General features: G+C 37.9%; 14 protein-coding genes. 6 read left to right on the top strand and 8 right to left on the bottom strand.

Annotated features, from left to right (window positions below):
* Positions 1–44 precede the first annotated feature (44 nt).
* The 3 genes from AC07XU_RS09020 to AC07XU_RS09010 form a co-directional block, all read right to left on the bottom strand.
* A complete protein-coding gene (locus AC07XU_RS09020; RefSeq protein WP_494943312.1) occupies positions 45–1,739 on the bottom strand; it encodes a RagB/SusD family nutrient uptake outer membrane protein in 1,695 nt (564 codons plus the stop codon).
* Positions 1,740–1,744: 5 nt separating this feature from the next.
* Positions 1,745–4,795: a SusC/RagA family TonB-linked outer membrane protein gene (locus AC07XU_RS09015; protein WP_494943311.1), complete on the bottom strand. Its 3,051-nt coding sequence runs from the start codon at positions 4,793–4,795 to the stop codon at positions 1,745–1,747.
* A 696-nt stretch (positions 4,796–5,491) separates the two neighbouring features.
* Complete coding sequence (locus AC07XU_RS09010) at positions 5,492–6,256, bottom strand: DeoR/GlpR family DNA-binding transcription regulator (RefSeq protein ID WP_494943310.1); 765 nt, start codon at positions 6,254–6,256, stop codon at positions 5,492–5,494.
* Positions 6,257–6,546: 290 nt separating this feature from the next.
* Here AC07XU_RS09010 and AC07XU_RS09005 point away from each other — a divergent pair, with 290 nt between their 5' ends.
* From AC07XU_RS09005 to AC07XU_RS08980, 6 genes are read left to right on the top strand one after another with little or no spacing between them, the layout of a single operon-like run.
* Positions 6,547–7,557 carry an NAD(P)-dependent oxidoreductase gene (locus AC07XU_RS09005; protein ID WP_494943309.1) on the top strand — a complete coding sequence of 337 codons (1,011 nt, stop codon included), beginning with the start codon at positions 6,547–6,549 and terminating at the stop codon, positions 7,555–7,557.
* A gap of 5 nt (positions 7,558–7,562) precedes the next feature.
* The gene (locus AC07XU_RS09000) at positions 7,563–9,011 is read left to right on the top strand and encodes an FGGY-family carbohydrate kinase (RefSeq protein ID WP_494943308.1); all 1,449 of its coding nucleotides are present in this window, start codon (positions 7,563–7,565) and stop codon (positions 9,009–9,011) included.
* On the top strand, positions 9,011–10,465 hold the full coding sequence (locus AC07XU_RS08995) for an FGGY-family carbohydrate kinase (protein WP_494943307.1): 1,455 nt from the start codon (positions 9,011–9,013) through the stop codon (positions 10,463–10,465). Before AC07XU_RS09000 ends, AC07XU_RS08995 begins: the two co-directional genes overlap by 1 nt.
* Positions 10,458–11,057: a histidine phosphatase family protein gene (locus AC07XU_RS08990; protein WP_494943306.1), complete on the top strand. Its 600-nt coding sequence runs from the start codon at positions 10,458–10,460 to the stop codon at positions 11,055–11,057. Before AC07XU_RS08995 ends, AC07XU_RS08990 begins: the two co-directional genes overlap by 8 nt.
* Positions 11,058–11,105: 48 nt before the next feature.
* Positions 11,106–12,047, top strand: a complete 942-nt coding sequence (locus AC07XU_RS08985; protein ID WP_494943305.1) for an endonuclease/exonuclease/phosphatase family protein — start codon at positions 11,106–11,108, stop codon at positions 12,045–12,047.
* A gap of 12 nt (positions 12,048–12,059) precedes the next feature.
* Positions 12,060–13,178: a metallophosphoesterase gene (locus AC07XU_RS08980; protein ID WP_494943304.1), complete on the top strand. Its 1,119-nt coding sequence runs from the start codon at positions 12,060–12,062 to the stop codon at positions 13,176–13,178.
* An 808-nt stretch (positions 13,179–13,986) separates the two neighbouring features.
* Here the strand turns inward: AC07XU_RS08980 and AC07XU_RS08975 are convergent.
* The 5 genes from AC07XU_RS08975 to AC07XU_RS08955 form a co-directional block, all read right to left on the bottom strand.
* The gene (locus AC07XU_RS08975; protein ID WP_494943303.1) at positions 13,987–15,429 is read right to left on the bottom strand and encodes a sialate O-acetylesterase; all 1,443 of its coding nucleotides are present in this window, start codon (positions 15,427–15,429) and stop codon (positions 13,987–13,989) included.
* 46 nt (positions 15,430–15,475) lie between these two features.
* The gene (locus tag AC07XU_RS08970; RefSeq protein WP_494943803.1) at positions 15,476–16,657 is read right to left on the bottom strand and encodes a glucuronyl esterase domain-containing protein; all 1,182 of its coding nucleotides are present in this window, start codon (positions 16,655–16,657) and stop codon (positions 15,476–15,478) included.
* A 12-nt stretch (positions 16,658–16,669) separates the two neighbouring features.
* Positions 16,670–17,542: an alpha/beta hydrolase gene (locus AC07XU_RS08965; RefSeq protein ID WP_494943302.1), complete on the bottom strand. Its 873-nt coding sequence runs from the start codon at positions 17,540–17,542 to the stop codon at positions 16,670–16,672.
* An 11-nt stretch (positions 17,543–17,553) separates the two neighbouring features.
* A complete protein-coding gene (locus AC07XU_RS08960) occupies positions 17,554–19,698 on the bottom strand; it encodes a hypothetical protein (protein ID WP_494943301.1) in 2,145 nt (714 codons plus the stop codon).
* Positions 19,699–19,861: 163 nt separating this feature from the next.
* A complete protein-coding gene (locus AC07XU_RS08955) occupies positions 19,862–21,280 on the bottom strand; it encodes a putative oxidoreductase C-terminal domain-containing protein (protein WP_494943300.1) in 1,419 nt (472 codons plus the stop codon).
* Positions 21,281–21,294: the final 14 nt, after the last annotated feature.

Genomic DNA, 21,294 nt, shown 5'->3' with positions numbered 1-21,294 from the left:
ATCTGCACAATACAGATGGTTTTTTTTTTCATGATTTTACTAATCTAATAACCTGGATTTTGAACCAAGTTTTTATTGATTAGGATTTCTTTAGAAGGAATAGGAAATAAATATTGTTTAGATTTATCAAAAGCTCGGTTCACCAACAGCTTAACTGTTCCTTCAGCTTGCAAAGCGCTAAAGTCGGCAATTCCATCTTCGTCTATTTGTGGGGTTTGAGAAAAGAAATATAACCCTTTATCTACCACTCTAGTTTTAAAAACCGCAGGATCAAGCACACCAAATATTGGCTTTTTCAAGGCTTTTTCTGCTAAGCGCCATCTCAATAAATCATCAAACCTTCTGTTTTCCCAAACAAACTCTACACGTCGCTCATTTCTTAATATTTTTCTCAACTGCGTTTGGTCGGTTGTGGTAACTGCCGGATATAAAGTAGCCGAGGTAACCGGAACCCCATAAGCCCTTGCCCTTACCGTATTGATTGCAGTTAACGTACTAGCATCAATTTCATTCAATTCTATTTTGGCCTCAGCATACATCAAAAGCACATCTGCATACCTCATTATCCTAATATCAAAATCTGTTTGTTTATCATCCGACCAATCTGCATCAACCCCTTTTTTTAGGGCTAAACCATTATAAGCAGCAAAAGTATCTATTGCCCTATTGTCTTTATTGGCCACTCTATTACCTGTAGCCACATTTAGTACCGTTAATGCAGTTGGATTTGGATCGTAAATAAAACCTAAATGCTCTTTACCAAACTCGGCAATGGTTGCTTTTAATCTTGGGTCACGGTTGTCAAAAGGCAACCTTGGGTTAAACAATGGCGATTCATCAATAGGCAATCCATCGGTACAGGTATAGGCACAAAAAACTTCCCATGATGGTTGAGCAACGGCACTGCCGCCAGCTGTGCGGGTATAAAAATTTGTAGCTGTCCACGAAACACCCAAAGTAAAAGAACGTGGGATTGCAAAAATGGTTTCTGCCGAATTTCTGGTTTTAGACAAAAAATAGTCGCCATAGTTTGCATGAAGCGTGTAGGTTTTTAAATCCATGCAGGCCTTTGCTGCATCTCTGGCAAGAGCAAAATCGCCCATGTACAAAGCAGTTCTTGCCTTAAAAGCCAAAGCTGCTCCTTTGGTAGCACGTTTAAGTTCAGCAGAGGAGTAAGTAATGGGTAAGCTTGCTATTGCTTTATCATAATCTTCGTAAATGCTAGCTAAAATAGTAGCCTTATTGGTACGCCCCAGCTTAAATGCATCTTCAATACTAATGGTTTCTTTATAAAAAGGAACATCGCCATAGTAAAAAATTAAGCGTGAATAATAAGCAGCACGCATAAAATAGGCCTCACCTGCCAATTGCTTAATTTTTGCCTCGGGTACTTTACCCACAGCCTTATCTAAACTACTTAAAATGGTATTTGCTCTGGTAATTCCCTTGTAGGTATTTAACCATAAATCCGTACCCCTGCCCCATGTACTGGTAACCGATCCTGCCGGAAAAGCATCGATAGCCTGTCGCTGTGTCCAGTTATCACTCATCCGCTCTGCATTGAAATCACTCTCCAATTCCCATAAATAGGTTCTATATAAGTCGTTTAGAGATAATCCGATTTCTGTTTCATCTGAATACCAATTTTCAGAAGATCCTTCAGACAATGGATTGAGATCTAATTTTGCGCATCCCGCAAATAAATTGATACATGCTAATAATACTAATATTTTTTTCATCCTGCTTAAAATTTAACTGATAGTCCGAAATTGAATGTTTTGCTGATATAGGTATTGTAGGCAACTTCTGGATCCCATCCCTTTGGGTAATTATCTATTGAAAATAAATCGGTAGCCGAAGCAAAAAGCCTAACACGATCAATTTTTATTTTCGACGTCCATGCTGTTGGAAAAGTATATCCCAACACTACGTTTTTAAGACGTAAATATGCACCATTGATCATCCAATAATCAGACATCACATAATTGTTATTTTCTCCCGAGGTGTAAGATAATCGCGGATATTGAGCATTTAAGTTTTGCTCTGGCGTATTGTAAACACTCCAATATTTACCATCTATTATCGCTGGCGGATTAGTCCATGAAGAATTAAATGGCTTAACCACTTGCTCTGGTAACCTTGCATTTTGTTTACCCACACCTTGAAATGCCAGTGACAGATCAAAACCACTATAATCCATATTAATCACACCACCAAAAACATAACGTGGCAAAGAGCCACCCAACTGTACGCGGTCGTAATCTGGACTAATAATCCCATCAGGCACTCCATTAGGACCACTTATATCTACATACCTAATATCGCCAGGCTTTACACTATTGTATAATTTTGGAGACCCTGTAATTTCTGCTGCCGTTTGGTAGATACCGTTTGACAGGTAGCCGTACCATTCGTTAAACTCACTTCCTTCTCTGGTAATCTGAGCTCCTGTAAATACAGTACCTCCTAAATTTCCCATTTTTGATTTAGAATCTGATAGGTTTACAGTTGCAGAATAGCCGAATTTTCCGATTTTATCTTTCCATGACAACTGAGCGTCCCAGCCTTTGGTAGTCATTACACCAGTATTTTGATTAGGATTTTCGAAACCCATGTAATCAGGAATTTCTAATTCTAACAGCATATCTTTTGTTTTCTTTTGAAAATAATCTGCCGTAAGCGATAAACGGTTATTTAAAAAAGTAGCATCGAAACCAATGTTCGCAGTTTCGGTAGTTTCCCAAGAAATATCACGTATGGCATAAGCAAACTGAGCCGCTGTGGTTGCTGAAACTACCGTATTTCCTTGGTAAAATAATGCATTAGAATACCCGATAGATGACTGGTATGGATAATTACCAATTCTTTCATTACCCAATTGGCCCCAAGATCCCCTAAACTTTAAATAAGATAAAGCTTTAATTTTAGGCATAAAAGCTTCTTCAGTTACTACCCAACCAACAGATGCTGAGCTAAATGCTCCCCAACGGTAATCTGGATGAAAACGAGACGAACCATCATACCTGATATTAGCCTGTAGCAAATAACGCTTTTTGTAATCGTAATTTACCCTACCGAAATAAGAACGGTAAGCAGTTTCTACAGCATTACCAGTATTAGAAGTATAATCTAACGGACCTAAATCCAAATATGGGAAATTAGTTAAAGTATAGTTATCAGCACGGGCGCCTAGTGATTCGGCAAAAAAGGTATAATCTTCGTAACCCGCTAATGCACTAAAGCTATGATCGCCAATTTGCTTGTCGTAGTTTGCCAATAACTGCTTTGTAAATGTTTTACTATCATCACGCGTTTCTACTAAGAAAGTTGTAGCATAACCAGCAATAAAGCCCAAACGCAAGGTAGGGTCTTCATCAGAGAAATAAGGAATTTGTTTGGTAAACTGTTTCCCTTTGGTATTTGATAAATAGGGAGAAACTACAGCCGTAAAACTAAGGTCTTTAATTGGCTTATATTGTAGTGAAATTCTGCCATTTAACCTACTTACAGTGCTGTTGTTAAAACCACCATATTCTAGTGCGGCATAACCATTGCTCCCATTTTGTCCACTTGCAATTCTTCCATCGGCCCATGTAGCCGGAAAAACCGCAGGATAGCGTTGTGCATCCCAGATCGGGTTAACAGAAGGATTTTTTCTTACTACGTAATTGTAAGAGAAATCTACGTTAGCGGTAAACTTATCCGAAATAGCAATGCTATTGTTAACCCTGGCCATTGTTCTTTCGTAGTTTCTATGCGCATACAATGCGTCTACATTTTCATAGTTTAGGGAAGCAAAAGTTTTTACCTTGCCAGAACTTCCCGAAAATGAGATGTTCTGACTAAAACGTGGTGCACGATCTCTAACAATTAGATCTAACCAATTGGTATTTGGATAACGGTTTGGGTTAGCTTGGTTTAATGTTAGCCAATTTTCGATATCGTTTTTAGGGTACAAGCTGTATTCTCCTCCTGGCACGTTACCTGCATCATTCCATGAAAACTCATTGATCATTTGCATGTACCTTTGCACGCCCACAGTTTCCGGAAAGGCCGTTGGAGCATCGAAACCAAAATTAGAGGTAAAATCGATATTCACCTGATTAGATTTGGCTCTTTTAGTGGTAATGATCACCACTCCAGCTGCCGCCCTTGCTCCGTAAATTGAGGCAGAAGCAGCGTCTTTTAAAACTGAAATATCTTCAATATCATCTGGATTAACATCATCCATACTACTAACCGGCACACCATCAACAATTACCAAAGGACTACTATCTCCAATGGTTGTTACACCCCTAACCCTAACAGTGGCAGTAGCACCAGGCTCACTGTTTGATCGGGTTACAGTTACACCTGGCATCGTTCCTTGCAAAGCTTGAGATACTTGCGTGGTTGCTCTTTTAGCTAAGGTTTCACCACTAACTGTAGCCACAGAACCTGTAAGATCTTTCTTTTTAGACACCCCATAACCGATAGCTACAACCTCGTTTAAGCTAAAAGCTTCGCCACTTAAAGAGATATCAATTGTGTTTCGGTTACCAACCGCAACTTCTTGTGGTTTCATGCCCAACATAGAAAATGCCAAGATTGCACTACCTGAAACTTTTGGCAATACATATATGCCTTTTTCGTTTGTAACAACAGCATTAGTTGTGCCTTTTATCGTTACGGTAACTCCTGGAAGAACTCCACCAATATCATCTGTAACTTTTCCAGTTACCTGCATTTGTTGTGCTAATGCTTTTAAAGATAAAATGAGCAAAAACAGCAATACATAATAGTTTTTTTTTGTCATAAGGTTTATAATGTGTTCGATAAAAAATTGATAAAATCAACTAGTTCAGCAATTGATGAAAACAAAATAACATTCAAATTACTACGCACTAAGTTTAATTTCATTTCAATAAATTGAATAAATTTTATGTAAATAAATAAAATAAAAACAAATAAAACAAAATATAAGTTAATAGTAAAGATATGTTAACAATTAGTTAACTTATAACGTATCGAATAAAAATGTTCAAAAGACAGGCACCAGGGACTATTCATGAGTTTTACTCATGGATAAAATTAAAAATGATTGTTAAAATTTACAGCTTAAAACCTGAGTTCGATTATTGATTTCTTATAATTCTCCTTAATTAGCTACAAATATAGCCTAATCGTCATGCTGAATTTATTTCAACATCTTTGCGACAAGAAATATCCCGAAATAAATTGAGGGTGAAGACCATGCTAGAAGAAGCATTTAAAAATTGAACTCCAGTTTAAAATTAAAATGTAATGCCCAATATTTTTAACTTTCAGGTCATTCGTTAATATTAAACGGAAAAAAATATAATTAAATTAAAAGAAGATCAGATAAAAACATCCTATTGATACCCTTATTTTTTAAAGGCAAAAAATTCGACTATTTCATTTCAAGAATGGCGATTTAGCTATCAGATTTTATCAGCTCAAAACACAAAGATGAAACCCGACTTAAAAAACCTTAAACCACAATTACCTTTACACTTCTATCTTCCAACTGCTTAACGGTCTTTTCAGAAACTTTATCATCAGTAATCACATACTGAACCTGATCAAAACCACAGATCTTACCTAACCCTCTTTTGTTAAATTTTGTGCTATCGGCCATAATCACAATCGTTTGGGCAGTTTCAATCATTTTCTGGTTTAGCGTAGCCTCGGCAATGTTGGTGATGGAAAAACCAAAATCAAAATCAATACCATCTACACCCAGGAATATAATTTCGCAGGATAATTCTTGAAGTGTTCTTTCTGCATACGTACCCGCTACAGATGATGAGTTTGACCTTATGAGGCCACCAAGCTGCAAAACTTCAACATTAGGACGGTTACTTAATTCTAACCCCACCTTTAAAGCAGGGGTAATTACAGTTAAATGGTTGGCCGGAAACAGACACCTTGCCAGCTCGAAAACCGTAGTTCCTGAACCAATGCTGATTGAATCACTATTACCTATCAATGCCATGGCCGCCTTTGCGATCCTCTTTTTCTGATCAGAATTAATAAATTCCTTTTCGTTAATAGTACGCTCCGAAGCATAGGGATTACTTACAGAAGCACCGCCCTTGGTACGAAACAAAAGATTTTTATCCTCCAAGATTTTTAAATCTTTTCTGATTGTTACCCCAGTTACATCCATTAGTTCTGCCAATTCTGCTATACTAACTTTTCCATTCTCCTTAAGCCTTTGAAGAATAAGTTCATGTCTATCGGTAATGTTTTTCATAAGCTGCGCTTGACTAAGAGAGTTTAATTTTTTGAATTCTGTAATGCAAACTTAATTAAAATTGATTAATTAAAGCATAATTTACTTTTAAACGAAAAATAGCAACAAATAACTAAAATTTTGTTTAAATAAATTTTATTTTTGTTTTTTTAAGTTTAATTATGTTAATTTGTTTGTCACATCACAATTTTATTATTTGAATCCATGTGATGTAACTGGAGATTGTAAAGATTAAATCTATAACATACACGCCGCTAATTATTGACAAGGTTATACACAGTCAAGTAAATGTGATTACATTATTAAATAAATTAACCAATACAACAACAAAAATGAGGATATTAGTTACAGCACCTTATCATGCCGAAGGACAAGAAGAACTTACAGCTGTGCTGGGAGAGGTTATCTATAAACCGTGGAAAAATAACGGAAGAGCATTTAATGAGAACGAACTTATTGAGCTATTGAATTCTTCTAAAGCAGATGCATTAATCACCGAACATGATCATGTAACCGCTAAAGTGATTAATACATTTCCACTTTTAGAGTTTATTGGTGTTTGTAGAGGCACTCCTTCTAATGTTTGCTTAAAAACTGCTGAAGAGAGAAATATCCCCGTTTTCCATACACCTGCAAGAAATGCTCAAGCGGTTGCTGAACTATTTTTAGCAAACGTGATAGATTTATTACGTAACACCGCTGCAAGTACCAAATGGTTAAAAGAAAGAAATTGGGATAATGGTGCCCATACATCCTATCTTCAGTTTAAGGGAAATGAATTGGCAAATAAAACAATAGGCATGGTTGGCTTTGGAGCAGTTCCGCAACGCATTGCCAATATGGTAGAAAATTTTCCATGCCCTATTCAATTTTATGATCCCTTTGTTGAACAGGCCAGTGCTAAATATAAGAAAACAAGTTTAGCAGAAGTATTTAAAACATCAGATATTGTATCTATTCATTTACCAGTTAATGATACCACAATTGAAATGATTAACCATGACCTAATAGCTACAATGCAGACCGACGCCATATTTGTGAACACCGCAAGGGCAGCCGTTGTAAAAAGAGATGATCTTTTATATGCCATAGAAAACAATTTAATTAGAGGTGCGGTATTGGATGTATTTGACCACGAACCACCAGATGAAAAAGATTACAGATTAATCCAACACCCAAATGTATTGGCCACACCACATATTGCAGGTGCTACATATGAGGTTGAAGATCATCACGTGGCCATTATGAATGATAGAATTATCAAATGGTTTGCAACGCAAAGGCAAATGAGCAAAATATAGTTAATATGAATAACCAGCAAGGACATTTAATTATAGACGTAGGTACAGGCAATGTTCGTGTGGCCGTAGTTACAATTGATGGCAAAATTTTAGGAATAGCAAGAGCAGATTTAAAAAATGCAAAGGATAATGATTACCCTGATAGTTTGTCTTTTGACCCTAACGATCTTTGGCTTCAGATACAACAATTAGCCAGATTAAGTCTAGCGCAAGCTCCCGAAATCCATATCGAAGGAATAACAGCCACTAGCCAAAGAGAAGGCATAGTATTGGTTGATAAAGAAGGAAAATCACTTATAGGCCTACCTAATATCGACCACCGCGGAAGACAATGGGAAAGCTTACTAGCGGATAAAAAAGAGGTCTACCAATTGACCGGACGTTTTCCCAATTCGCTATTCTCTGTCTATAAATTAATCGGCATAAAGAAAAAAAAGCCAGAAATTTGGCATGAGGTTGATACTTTTTTAAGCATTAGCGATTGGGTTGAATATAAAATGAGTGGTGTATTACATTACGAACATTCACAAGCATCAGAAACTTTGCTTTATGATGTAGCAAAAAAAAGCTGGTCAGATCGGCTTTGCAAATTATTTAACATTAGCCCCAACCTTCTCCCAAAACTAACAGCATCTGGAACTATCCTTGGTAAGGTTCTGAAAAGCGAGGCTGAAGCAATTCAAATATCGGCTGATGCTAACGTTATTGTAGGTGGGGCAGATACGCAGTTAGCAGTAATTAGCACACAACCCTCTGCAAATGATATCATTATAGTTTCTGGCACTACTACGCCTATCATAAAATTAACCGAAAGTTACATTACAGACCATTTGAACCGTACCTGGACTAACAGACATACAGATGAGAACAGTTTTATTTTAGAAACAAATGCTGGTGTAACTGGATTAAACTATCAGCGGTTAAAAGAAATTTTTTATCCAACTGAAGATTATGATTTAATTGAGAAGGAACTGGCCGAACTTAAAGATTTTCAGTGTGTAGCTTCTTTAGGTTCGCTACTAGCAGGCGAAGAAACGCCACTAACTAAAGGTGGCTTTATATTTAATGCACCTGTATCTCATCAATTAACTAGAGCAAGTTTTGTTTGGGCCACATTGTGGGATATTGCCTGTAGCATTAATGAAAACTACAAAACTTTATGTGAAGTAACCACGCATGAAGCAGATTATATTTGGGCCTGCGGAGGTGGAGTACAAAGCCCACTTTTGCGACAGTTTTTAGCCAATCTGATCGGTAAAAAAATCAAAGTAAATACAGATTATCGCCAAGCTTCGGTAATTGGTGGAGTTTATATTTGCAACAATGCCTTAGGTTTTGCAGCGTTAAATTCATCAATTTTAGCAGAAACCATTCCGCAAAATATCGAACAATACCAGCAACTCTATAACCAATGGAAGCAGACTAGAGCTGTATTTAAACAAACTTTTAGTTAATGGGAGCATATTTTCTAGGAATTGATATTGGAACACAAGGCGCTCGCGTGGTCATTTTAGATTCTAATGGAGCAGTCGCGGCAAGTACTGAAAAAAACTTTGGCCTAGACGATCAATCAAGAGAAGAACAATCGCCATTACATTGGTGGAAAGCCTGTGAAGAGTGCTTACTGGAATTAAGCACTGCAGAGTCAAATCAAAAAATAATCTCCAAAATTATCGCCATTGCAGTTACTTCTACCTCAGGAACAGTTATCCCCTTAGATCAATTCCATCAGCCACTTCATCATGCAATCATGTACAGCGACAAGCGTTCTACAGCACAAGGCGAAAAATGCATCGCTATAGCTGCTAAAAACAACGTACAAGGATTTACCGGTTTCAACTCTTCAAGCGGTTTGGCAAAAATGGTTTGGTTTCAAGAAACCCATCCCGAAAAGGTAAATGAAATAGTAAAATGGGTACATGCGGCAGATTACATTACCGGATTGTTAAGCGGAGTTTGGGGAGTGACAGATTATACCAATGCCTTTAAATCTGGCTACGATGTGAATAACCTAGAGTGGCCAGCTTATCTCACAACTGATTTATCGATTAAAAAAAATTGGCTACCAACGGTATTGCCCTCTGGAAGTGTAATTGGAACAATTGAGCCACAGCTAGCCGAAAAAATCGGCCTCCCAAAACATATTAAAATCATTAATGGCATAACTGATGGTTGCGCTTCGCAAATTGCATCAGGCGCCATTAGGCCTGGAGATTGGAATACCACCATAGGCACGACAATGGTAATTAAAGGCGTAACAACCCAGCAAATACTTGATGATGAAGGAAGAATTTACAGTCACAGACACCCATTAGGATATTGGATGCCAGGTGGGGCTAGCAATACCGGAGCAGATTGGGTAACAAATGAATTTGGAAATGACATTGAAAACCTTAGCAAAGCAGCGGCAAAACTAATCCCTAGTAACAATTTTTCTTATCCATTAAGACAAAAAGGAGAAAGATTTCCAATGCTGGCACCCCAGGCAATAGGTTTTGAACCAGCGGGATTAACTATGGAAGAGAAATTTACAGCCAATATGGAAGGAGTTGCGTATTTAGAACGTTATGCTTTTGAGTTGATCAAACAGTTTACACAAGAAGACATTAATGCGGTATACACTGCTGGGGGTGGAAGTAATAATGAAGTATGGCTAAAAATTAGGAGCAATGTATTAAATCTCCCTATCTTTAAAATGAAATATGTGAGTGGCGCTGTTGGTGCTGCAATTTTAGCCGCCTCAAACACCTATTTTAAAACGCTCATTGAAGCTGTTGCACAAATGACATGCATTGAAAAGCAAGTTTACCCAGAGCCAATACTTTCAGATCAATACAACAAAAACTATCATAAATTTATCGCCCTGTTAACTAGCAAAGGCTATATTAAAGAAACTATAGATGCTTAAAGTTTATTTATTACGACACGGAGAAACAGCCTACAATGCAGATGGAAACAGGTATTGTGGCAAAACAGATATAGAGTTAACAGCCAAAGGGATAGCTCAAGCAAATCTTGTTCAGCAGCTGTTGCAAGAGCTTAAATTTGATGCAGTTTACTCCTCTCCCCTACAGCGTGCAAAAATTACCGCAGCCATAGCCTCTGGAACTAACGTTGTTACCGACGAAAGATTGATTGAAGTTGATTTTGGTACATGGGAAGGGAAAACCAGGGGAGAATTTATTGCAGAGAATGAAACACTTTGGAAAAATTGGAGTAACGATCCCTTAATGACCAAAGCTGGAGGCAATGGAGAGAGCGGCGAGCAGATTGTGAAACGTGTGGATGATTTTTTTAGCGAAATGCTACACAAACACCACAACGGTACAATTTTAGTCGTAGCCCATAATGGCATCAACCGACTGTATTTGGCTCATAAATTGGGCATGCCACTCAAAAACTATCGACAATTGGCTCAAGAAAATTCATCCATCACTACATTTGAGCTTGATGAAGACAACATTCTTACGCTCACAAAGCTAAATGCAATCATTTCTTAACCTTAAGTTTAATTGACATCGGTATTTTAAGCCATTAATTTCCCAAGCATGATTTTTAAAAGATCCAATGATAAACCCTTTCTTTTAGCACTCAATTTAATGGCTAGAAAAACCCTGTTGGGACTTTTATTGATACTAGCGTCTGCTGATCTATACGCCCAAAGTAACACAAACGAAATGAAATTCATCAGTTACAACGTGCTGCATGGATTTAACAATGACGCTTTGTTACAAAAACGCTATATCAATTGGATAACTAAAGAAAATCCTGATGTGATTGCTTATCAGGAACTCAATGGATTTACACAGGATAGCCTTGAAAACCTGGGAAAAAAGTATGGTCATCCCTATGTGCTATTAAATACCGGTGTTACCCATCCAATTGGCATTACCTCTCGTTACCCAATTGTGATGGCACAACAGATTACAACAAACATGTGGCACTCCTATCTCTACGGCAACATCAATGGCATCCATTTCTTTGTTACACACCTTTCTCCTTTTGAAGTTCAGATTAGGCGGAATGACATTGACCGCATTTTAGCCCATGCTAAATTGATCCCTTCAAATGAAAAAATAATCATCGCTGGTGATTTTAATGCACTCGCAGCAGCAGATTCAACTCAATATGGAAAACCATTACTTGATGCCTTTCTTAAAACAGAAGGCAAGTTACAGCCCAAAAGCGGTACCGCAATTGTTAAATTTAAAACCATTTACTACAACAACCTTAACCAAGGGCGTTTAGATTATACAGTTACCAACCGAATGCTCCAAGCTGGTTTTAAGGATACCTATTATTTAACCAATACTCAGTTTAAATATAGTGCACCTACTAAGGGGCATGCGGCTGAACACGGCAAAAAAATCCGTATAGATTACATTTGGGCAAATAAAGCGATGGCTGCTAAGGTTAAAGCTGCTGATGTAATCCAAGATGAACAAACCCATAAATTGTCTGACCACTACCCAGTTTATATCACCTGGTAATAAATTTATATTATGAAAAAGAACTTACTTTATGTATTGCTTTTTGCTGGATGTGTTTTATTAGGTACTACCGTAGCGCATGCACAAGCTGCCTACCAGAAGCCGGCGCTTGAAAACAAAAAATCTTTTACGGTAATTATGCTTCCTGATATACAAAACTATGTAAAATGGGGCGCTAACCAGCCTATTCTCGACCTCATGTCGGCATGGATTGATACCAATATCGATTCGCTGAACATCAAAATGGTGCTTTGCATGGGCGATTTGGTGAACAACAACGAAAAGATTACCAACGATTATGATGGCGATCAGACTACCCAGCAGCAATGGACAGCGGCTTCCAAAGCATTCGACCGTTTCAATGGAAAGATACCTTACATGGCCGCCACAGGAAATCACGATTACAGCATAGACAGAGAGGGCAACAGAACTTCCAATTACAATCAGTTTTTTAATACCGAAAAAAATTACCTGAACCAAAAATACCTGGTACAAAACTCAAGGGATGAGCAAGGGCAGCAAACGCTTGCAAATTCGGCCTATGAACTTAAAAACCTGAACGGCAAAGATTATCTGTTCATGACAGTTGAATATGCACCAAGAGATACCGTTTTAAACTGGGCAAAAAAAGTTGCCGCCATGCAAGAGTACAAAAACCATCGGATCGTGATGTCTACACACAGTTACGTTACTACAAAAGATAGCCTTGGTGGAGGAGATATAAGCTGGTTATTTTGGGAGCCCTACCGTGTAAACAACATGATCCAGAAATCAAAGCGAATAACCCTCCCATCGGCCAATAACGGCAAACAGATTTGGGAAAAACTGGTAAAACCTGCCTCCAATATTGAATTGGTACTCAGTGGACATTATTCTGGAGAAGGATATTTAAAGAGCCAAAACGACCAAGGTAAAGCTGTTCACCAGATCTTGTTCGATGCTCAGTCGATGGGCGGTGGAGGCAGAATTGGAAATGGTGGAGACGGCTGGCTGCGAATTCTGGAATTTTTCCCCGACAACAGAACAGTTAAAGTCCGTACATTTTCGCCGTTATTTGGGATATCGCCAACCTCTCAGCCAAATGCATGGAAGAAAGACGCAAGAAATGAGTACCTCATCAGGTTTGAATAAAAAATACTTTAATTTTAAAGAGCATGCGACCTAAAGAAATGTTAGTTTTTTGAGACAATGCTTAATTTTTAAAGGGTTTGCAGATTAAGTTTGCATGTTTTAATTGCAAAATTATACACAGTATCATTTTAATAAATAACTTTCAATTCTTTTGTTCGCACTTGGCCTGGGGCTTAACGTAAACCTGTTATTAGCAAATGTTGTAATATTAATAAACAATATTTCCATGCCTATCTAAATCAGTACATTTTGGCCAAGTTGTTTCAACTTTTGTTTTAGGTTTTTTGGGGAAAGTTACTGATATATTATTGTCACTCTTCTCTTGTTCAAATAGTTCAGTTGTGAAGAATAAAAGAATAAATTTTAGAGAGTGTCTGAAGTCGATATTTTATTTTTTTTGCTTTGGTAATTTCTGCTAGCATTTGCTGCTTGGCCAACGGTGGCAGTTAAAAGAAATTGGAAAGGTTGTAGAGGAATTTTCCACGGCTGGTTCGCCGATGGACTATGCCGGTTTTCATAAAACCCGCACAATGGTTCGAATCAATTGACAGACCGCGACTTCACAAATTTCTTGTCTCGCGTCACTTTTATCACAGATGGTAAACTGGAAATTGAAATTTTCGGAAACAATCGATAGGTAAATTTTATACCGATCCCAAACTCTAGCTTGACTTTATTAAGGAGCACAATACCTCACAAATACTTAACCAACAAAACATTGGCATTAACCACCTTTAGCATCCCATATTGGTAGTTAAGTTAAACTGAATTGCTAGAGTAAGTCTTTAAATAATAATTCTGACGGTAGCTACCATGCATCAGTTCTAAATGGGCAAACTGGAAGACCGCTTAAATTGTATAGATTCGCTTGAAAATACTCGCTAAATGCATACCGTACAGCTACAGGTGATTTAACCTTTTCGCTAAAAACTTTTATACCATTCGTCTTGGCGTCAATTGTTGCTACAGCAGGATAAAACTTCTTGTCCTGGCCAGCAATCCTAAAGTTGGAAATCTGTTTGTCATAGCTAGTCAACCCCCGTGGAACATCATTGAACTGTACAAGGATGGTATCATTCTTAATACTAAATGACTGGTAAGTTGGGCTTTTATAGTCAATACCTGATTTGCTGTAAGTATTTCCAAGCGCCCAATACAATAATCGCTGGCTAATCGCAAATTTATCAGGAGGATGTATAGTAAACGCACTACCAACATCAGCTGATACAATCATCCCTGAATTAGGAATTAGGTTTACAGCTTTTGCCTGTGTTTCTCTAAGTAATGGTATCGTTTCTGGACTTTTCAATTGATAATACCAAGGTGCAATTTGAACATAGTAAAAAGACCAGTCACCTATGTTCCAAATCTTACGCCAATGTGTTACCATTTTCGACAGCAGTTGGTCATAGATAGCATGATCAGACCTATTACCCTCGCCCTGATACCACAACACCCCCTTAAGGTTGTAGCCAGCTATCGGGTGTATCATTCCGTTATATAAAACCGTAGGATCGTTTTGCTTTATAATAGCCGAGCCGTGTTTTATGATTTTCTTGCCTTTAAAACCTTGTATTGCTTCGGGGCTCATCCATGCCTCAATTTTGCTTGCACTAACGGCACTCATAATTACAGCTACTGGGACTTTTAACCGTTCTTGCAAGGATTTTGCAAATAGGTATCCGATAGCACTAAATTCCCTTACACTTGATGCATTGGCCAAAGCCCACTTGCCATTTACTTCAATAAGTGGGCTATCGGCTCGTTTTGTTTGAACTTTGAAAAGTCTAATGTTTGGATTTTCCGATTCAGCTAATATTTGTCCCGCATTTAGAATTGGCTGATTGGAAAACCCAGACATTGGCATTGCCATGTTAGATTGCCCAGAGCAAAGCCATACTTCACCAATCATTACATCGTGTATAATTATTTTTGTGCCATCCTGAAAAAAAGTAAGCTGAAAAGGTCCGCCAGCTGGTGGTGTTTGGACATATAATCTAAACTGCCCTTTTTTTCCTGCTTTTATGCGATATCGCTTTTTATCCCATGAGGTGGTACAATAAATAAACTTATTTTGCTTTGCGTAACCCCATAACGCAACCTTGTCCTGCTGCTGTAAAACCATATGATCGCTGAATATGTCCGGCAAAGTTATGGAGGCCTCAGAAATGAGTGGCAATAAAAAGAAGATGGACAAACAGAAAGTCCGATCAATGTTTTTTCTAAAATCGATTGTGTTAAATATTTTCATCAGATACTTGAATTTTCAATAATTAGCAATAACATTTACTTCATGCTCATTTTTTTGTCAAGCAATATCTTTTGGCAAAGCTGATAAAGTTTCTCCAATCATATAGCGTGAGGTCATGCTTACCTGTTCTATTGTGAAAAGCAAGCAAATCTCCCGTAATAATCTGCTGATCTGGCTGGGGAAAAATATCTGGAAGTAGAGCCATCCTTTTATATTTCAGATAAATTGATTGCGCATAAGATAAAGCCAAATACATTCCCTTTGGATCTGCCCAACGATCTTCAGTGGCTGAAATAATATAAACTGGTCTGGGCGCAGTTAATGCAATGAGCATATGTTGGTCTACCGGCAAACTATTTTCGTTATCATTATAGGCTTTATACTTTGGAGCAAACCAATGAGGAAATGAACGGTTGATCATGGACACAGTTTGCCCATATCTCCGCCTAGATAATGCCGCTCCAGTATTCCCTGAGCAATTTGCAATACACATGGCAAAACGTTTGTCATTTGCTGATGCCCACAAAGCCGTCTTCGCGCCCCTCGAATGGCCGACCAATACCACTTTTGAAGCATCAATTGCTAATTCTGTTTCAAGATAATCCATCACTTTACTTGCCCCAAAAGCCCATATGCTTATGGTTCGGGTACCACGATTTAGATATTCATCTTGAAATAATCGCAAAAACCTATTTTGGTAAGATAAACTATCATCTGGTGCCAGCTCGTTTACTTGAAAAGCAGCAATAGCAAAACCATTATCAATGAGCATTTCGGCAGGCCAGAAATCACTTTTGATTTGTCTTGAGGGATCTGTATTGTCTTTTTCACGGTTATTGATCAATAAAAAAACAGGGGGAGGTTTTCGGCTGTTTGACGGAATTAAAAGGATAAGCTCAAAACTATCTTTAAGCTTATTATTGACTATTATTATATTAATTTGCTTTAAGATAGCCTTACCATCCATCGTAGATTGCAACTTCTTCTGACTAAATTCAATTGCATGAATTTTTTTAGGCACCATTCCGTAAATCTCACTTTCAAAAAGCGAGAAGATTTCGTCACGCCTGCCATTCCGCCACTGAGTTTTACTGCTTACCTTCTTACCATTAATTGTGCGCAACAATTCTGGCAGTTGATAATGAGGCACTAATTTTTCATCATAATTCTGAGCATTTGAAAACATAGCTATCAATACCAAGACAAAAAACAATTGTAACCGCATCATCAATTTCACTGATTATCTAATGGTTAGGTTCTTTTTTAGAAACGAATCAATCGCAGGTATCTTTTCTTTTAAAATAAAATCATACCTGGCATGTCCTTTACCTGGCATTACTTCCAAAAAACTTGCATTATCGCCTAAATCTTCTTTCCTTTTCTGTATAGCCGTAGCGTAACTTACATTGATCAATTTATCCTGATCACCGTGAAAAGTAATTACTGGTGGAGAATTTCTTGAAATGGTTTCCACCTTTTCAAGTCCACCCCACAGATTTACAACTGCACCTATGGGCAATACTTTTTGTCCAGATGCGTAGGCAGTATACAAAGAAGTCATGGCACCTGCCGAACCACCGCCAATTGCAACCTTGCTTAAATCGAAATGATATGCACGAGCATTATCTTTAATCCATTGCAAAGCTAATTGCGCATCTTGCGAAGCTATAATTATGGCATGACTCAGTGCCGGATGAAATCCGTTTGCCGGCAGTCCTTGGGCCATATTACCGCTGGCACTGGCACCGATTATCTTTTTTCTTTTAAGCGCAAGGCGATAGTTGATATTTACTACTGCATAGCCATATTTGGTTAGTGCCACAGCAATTGCTCCAGTGCTTTTTTTATCGCCTCCGCTAAATCCGCCACCATGGATTAACAACAAAACCGGAACTTTTTTACCTGCTTTAAAAGCGGGTAAATGTAAATCTAAAGTTCTGTCTGCTGAGGTATCTGCACCAATGGAGTCCGGTTTTTGCGCATAGCGGATATTATAGAAAACCTTGGCTGTATCCGTATTTTGAGATTTAATCTGCTTAGCCGTACAAGCATGGGCACTGAAGCCTAAAATAAATAGAACTACAAGTTGTTTATGTAATTTGTTGATCATCATGTTACGTAAAATTATTTGCCATTATCAAATCCAATTGCAGTTGGCCTATTGTTGTTTAGTTCATTACCGAAAAAATCTTTGCCGCCATTACCAGCAATTGGTTTACCAGCTTTTAGTGCTGGCGAATTGTTTTTCAATTGAAAACCCCAAGGCTTTTTAAGATGCTCTTTTATGTCTACATCGGTAAAGAGTGGATCCTCTGTTAGTTTTCCCTCGCCCACTGGTTCACCCGCTGCGTGCACACCAAAAAATAAGTTGTTGGCGTAACTCCGTTCTTGTGGCTCAATAGGATTACTTGCTAACATATAACTTGCTTTTTCAGATAGGTTGTAAATGATATTGTTATAAAAATTATAACTATGGGGATTAGTTCCTTTTTCGCGAATAATTACTGGGGCAAGATGTCTGGGGATATAAAATACGTTGTTATAAACCGAAGCTTGTTTAAATGCATAGTTGAAATACACCAAATTTCCTTTGTCATTTCGGCTCAGGTTATACCGTACAATGATGTTATCATCACGTTTTTCGGTACAGAACCAGACCAAACCATGGGCATTATCATGACTGTAACTATACTGCCAAATGGTTCCTGGACTATTGATATCGGGATCATACAAACTGCCATCTGCATCTGGAGATCGGTTTAAAAAACCTTCGTTAAATTGAAACACTGTCCCTATTAAAGTTCTAGAGAAGATAGTATTGCCCGTAATAACCAATGCAGTTTCGTAACATAAATTGTGTTCCACTATTCCGCCTTCGGTCATTCGAATGATCATGGCATTTTTTGAAATATAGGTAATGACATTATTGCGTATGATTAAGCCAGTTAACTTTCTATTTTCCCATTCGCCCGTACCTGGGTACTCAAATACAGCTGTTTCATGGCTAGTAGCTATGCCCTGGTTTTCGATGTGGTGTATATTGCAATCTTCAATCAAAATATCATGATAACGCGTAGGTTTCGCTTTATCTTTTTCAGTAGTGATATAAATTCCCGATGTACGTTTTTCTTTATGTCCATTGCCTACCAGACCTTTGATATGGTGGATTTCCAGATTTTTGAAATAAATATGTTTCAGAATGCCTGCGTTTGAGGCTTTAACTTCAACCCCTCTACGATCGCCTGGCGTGGCAGCATCATTTACAAGTTCTAAATCACTGACTTCCCAATATTGTTGGTTATGCAAACTAAATACACCTTTCCCCTCCATTCCATTACCGTCTATCAGGGGCCTAGGCCCCTGACCGTAACTGGCTAGCACAATCGGCTTTCCATTAACCCCAGAACCTTTTGGGTGTAATGCACCTATCCAAATGCTCCCTGCTTTAAGCAAAATACGATCTCCTGGCTTGAAAGTTGTATTGTTTAGTTTCTCTATCGATTTCCATGGTGTTTTTGCCGTTTTGCCATCATTCTTATCATTGCCTAATAAAGCGTCCACAAACACGGTACCTTTTGAGTTTGATTTATTTACTTGCCATTGTAAGGTAGTAATTGCAGCCAGTCTTTTTTCATCTACTTTAACCTTTGCAAGTTTTACCAGACCGACTATATATTGATGATAGGCTATTTCTATAAAAGCATCCCTTACTTGCCTTGTATAATCCTTTAGCAAGTATTTAGATTCTTTGTACATGGTTCTTTGCATTACCCTAAACTGGGCTTCTAGATCCTCATCAGTAACTTTAATTTTTGCCTCATCTACTAATAATCGCTTCAACTCTATCAGCGAATTGCTTAACTGGTAACTATAAAATCCTTCTTGGGTAAACTGTGCCGGACCAACAAAAAACTGACCTTTTGCTGCCATTTGTTTTCTAGCTTGGTTGGTTGTTGCTAAATCATTTAAAACGGCCTTGTAATTATCGTATTGCCATAACGAACGCTCTTTTAAAAGATTTTCTTGTACTTTGATGATGGTTAGTGAATCAAGAGCTGCTTTTTTGAGGGCCGCAAAGAGTTTCGATTCGCTTAAGTTTGAAGCTCTTAACGAACGGTAAACAGCTGCCCTATGTTTCAACATCTCCCGCTGCAATTCGTCATCAGTAAAATTAGAGCCATTTACATTACCAACCACTGTATTTGTTTGCGCAAATACAGATACAGTAAGCAGTATTTGACCCAGGAAGCAATAAAAAAAGTTTCGCATAGTCTGATCGTATGAATGTGTTTTATTAAGTATCGATTTCTATTTCAATAACTTCGGTAACGTACCCGAAATTAATTTAAAGCATTAAATTTTACAATCTTGCTTAAGCAAGATTATTTTTAGCTACAAAGTGTATTTACAAAGCAACCAGCAGAAGATTTCATTATCGGTTTGCTGCTTTCGATTTTTCTAGTGCCTGGGTAGTGGTATAATATTTTGCCAAAATATTCGGCACCTCCCAATTAGGTAAAGCACCTTGTTTTAAATAACTGAGATAAGCTTTGGTTACTTGAGCAAAGTGCTCTTCATGCCCGACGTTAAATTGATTTGGCACCAAAATATGCCAACCAGAGCTTATTTTTTCATAGCTCAACCCAGGGTATTTACTCTGCAATTTTTTAATTGTCTGTGCAAGTATCTGTTCAAAATTTTCTTGACCAGCAACGGACTCAATGTAAAGCATCGGTCTATATTGCTGTTCTTTTCCCTGCCTAATAATTACGTTTGCCTTTGTGCCCCTAATTGTTGAAAAATGCGTATCTCCAGTGCCTTCTGGAGCTTGAAAGTCCCACTTTACAGCTACTTTAGCATGCACACCTTTTAAGGTGTAGTTCATTTCACCATTAGCAAAAACTTGTAGAATTTCATTTTTTAAGGAACCTTGTAAATAAGGCGGAAAGGAATTTTGCCCGGTAGAAAGTTGATATTGGGCCAACGTAACCGGAGTTGCCCAACGGCTTGCACTTAACATTTTGATGTCTGTTTTATAATTTATAACCTGCTCTGGGAAACATTCCCATTGTACCAAATCTACCAAATGGGTGGTTACATCTACCAAACCTTCTGCCTGTTGTTTCACATCGTAATACCAGGCCGGCCTAACCAAAGGCGCTCCAGAAACATATTTGAAAAAGTGATGTACACTTTCTTTAGTAATGGCTGGATTATCAATTGTCCCTTTCACTAACTCACCGAAAAGCTCAGTCTGCTTTGAAAACTCTTTTTGTAAAATGCTATTGATTTCATAACGCTCAGTCATCACATCATATAACAAGACGCCATTCTTTTGCGCTAAATAATACGCTAATTCTAATTTTCTAAATCCCTCCTGATCTATCGCCATAGGCTTGTCTGCAAGCACATTATAACCTGCATCAACACACATTTTAATATAATCAGTCTTTCTACTGTTGTTTCCAGCAAGTACAACCACATTACCTTTTTTTTGCGAAAGCATTTTTTCAAGGTAATCTTTTTCCGTGTAAACTTCTTCTTTCCAATGTGTCGCTTGGTTAGCCATGCTATTGTATTTTGTGATTAAGGCCAGGTGTGCTTCAAGCTCAGAACCTTTCGGAGCATATACATTTACAAGAGAATCTACACCAGGATACATCTGCTTTTGTACTAGGGCAGCATGAAAATGGCCTGGATCTAAGGTTATCAGTTTTACATTTCCTTGCATAGGCTTAACGACAGATTTGTTCACTTTGCATCCCTGATTAATCATTATCAAACAGCTCGACATTAAGACCATTGCTGTAAATACGATTATACGTCCAATTCTATATTTTTCTTTTTTCATTTTATGTGATCCTT

The sequence above is a fragment of the Pedobacter sp. GW456-11-11-14-TSB4 genome (assembly GCF_059424425.1).
This window is presented reverse-complemented; position numbering and strand designations above follow the sequence as displayed.

Bases quoted from the DNA above. Each gene is read 5' to 3' on its own strand.
- AC07XU_RS09020 (WP_494943312.1), bottom strand. From the start codon at position 1,739: ATGAAAAAAATATTAGTATTATTAGCATGTATCAATTTATTTGCGGGA.
- AC07XU_RS09015 (WP_494943311.1), bottom strand. From the start codon at position 4,795: ATGACAAAAAAAAACTATTATGTATTGCTGTTTTTGCTCATTTTATCT.
- AC07XU_RS09010 (WP_494943310.1), bottom strand. From the start codon at position 6,256: ATGAAAAACATTACCGATAGACATGAACTTATTCTTCAAAGGCTTAAG.
- AC07XU_RS09000 (WP_494943308.1), top strand. From the start codon at position 7,563: ATGAATAACCAGCAAGGACATTTAATTATAGACGTAGGTACAGGCAAT.
- AC07XU_RS08995 (WP_494943307.1), top strand. From the start codon at position 9,011: ATGGGAGCATATTTTCTAGGAATTGATATTGGAACACAAGGCGCTCGC.
- AC07XU_RS08990 (WP_494943306.1), top strand. From the start codon at position 10,458: ATGCTTAAAGTTTATTTATTACGACACGGAGAAACAGCCTACAATGCA.
- AC07XU_RS08985 (WP_494943305.1), top strand. From the start codon at position 11,106: ATGATTTTTAAAAGATCCAATGATAAACCCTTTCTTTTAGCACTCAAT.
- AC07XU_RS08980 (WP_494943304.1), top strand. From the start codon at position 12,060: ATGAAAAAGAACTTACTTTATGTATTGCTTTTTGCTGGATGTGTTTTA.
- AC07XU_RS08975 (WP_494943303.1), bottom strand. From the start codon at position 15,429: ATGAAAATATTTAACACAATCGATTTTAGAAAAAACATTGATCGGACT.
- AC07XU_RS08970 (WP_494943803.1), bottom strand. From the start codon at position 16,657: ATGATGCGGTTACAATTGTTTTTTGTCTTGGTATTGATAGCTATGTTT.
- AC07XU_RS08965 (WP_494943302.1), bottom strand. From the start codon at position 17,542: ATGATGATCAACAAATTACATAAACAACTTGTAGTTCTATTTATTTTA.
- AC07XU_RS08960 (WP_494943301.1), bottom strand. From the start codon at position 19,698: ATGCGAAACTTTTTTTATTGCTTCCTGGGTCAAATACTGCTTACTGTA.
- AC07XU_RS08955 (WP_494943300.1), bottom strand. From the start codon at position 21,280: ATGAAAAAAGAAAAATATAGAATTGGACGTATAATCGTATTTACAGCA.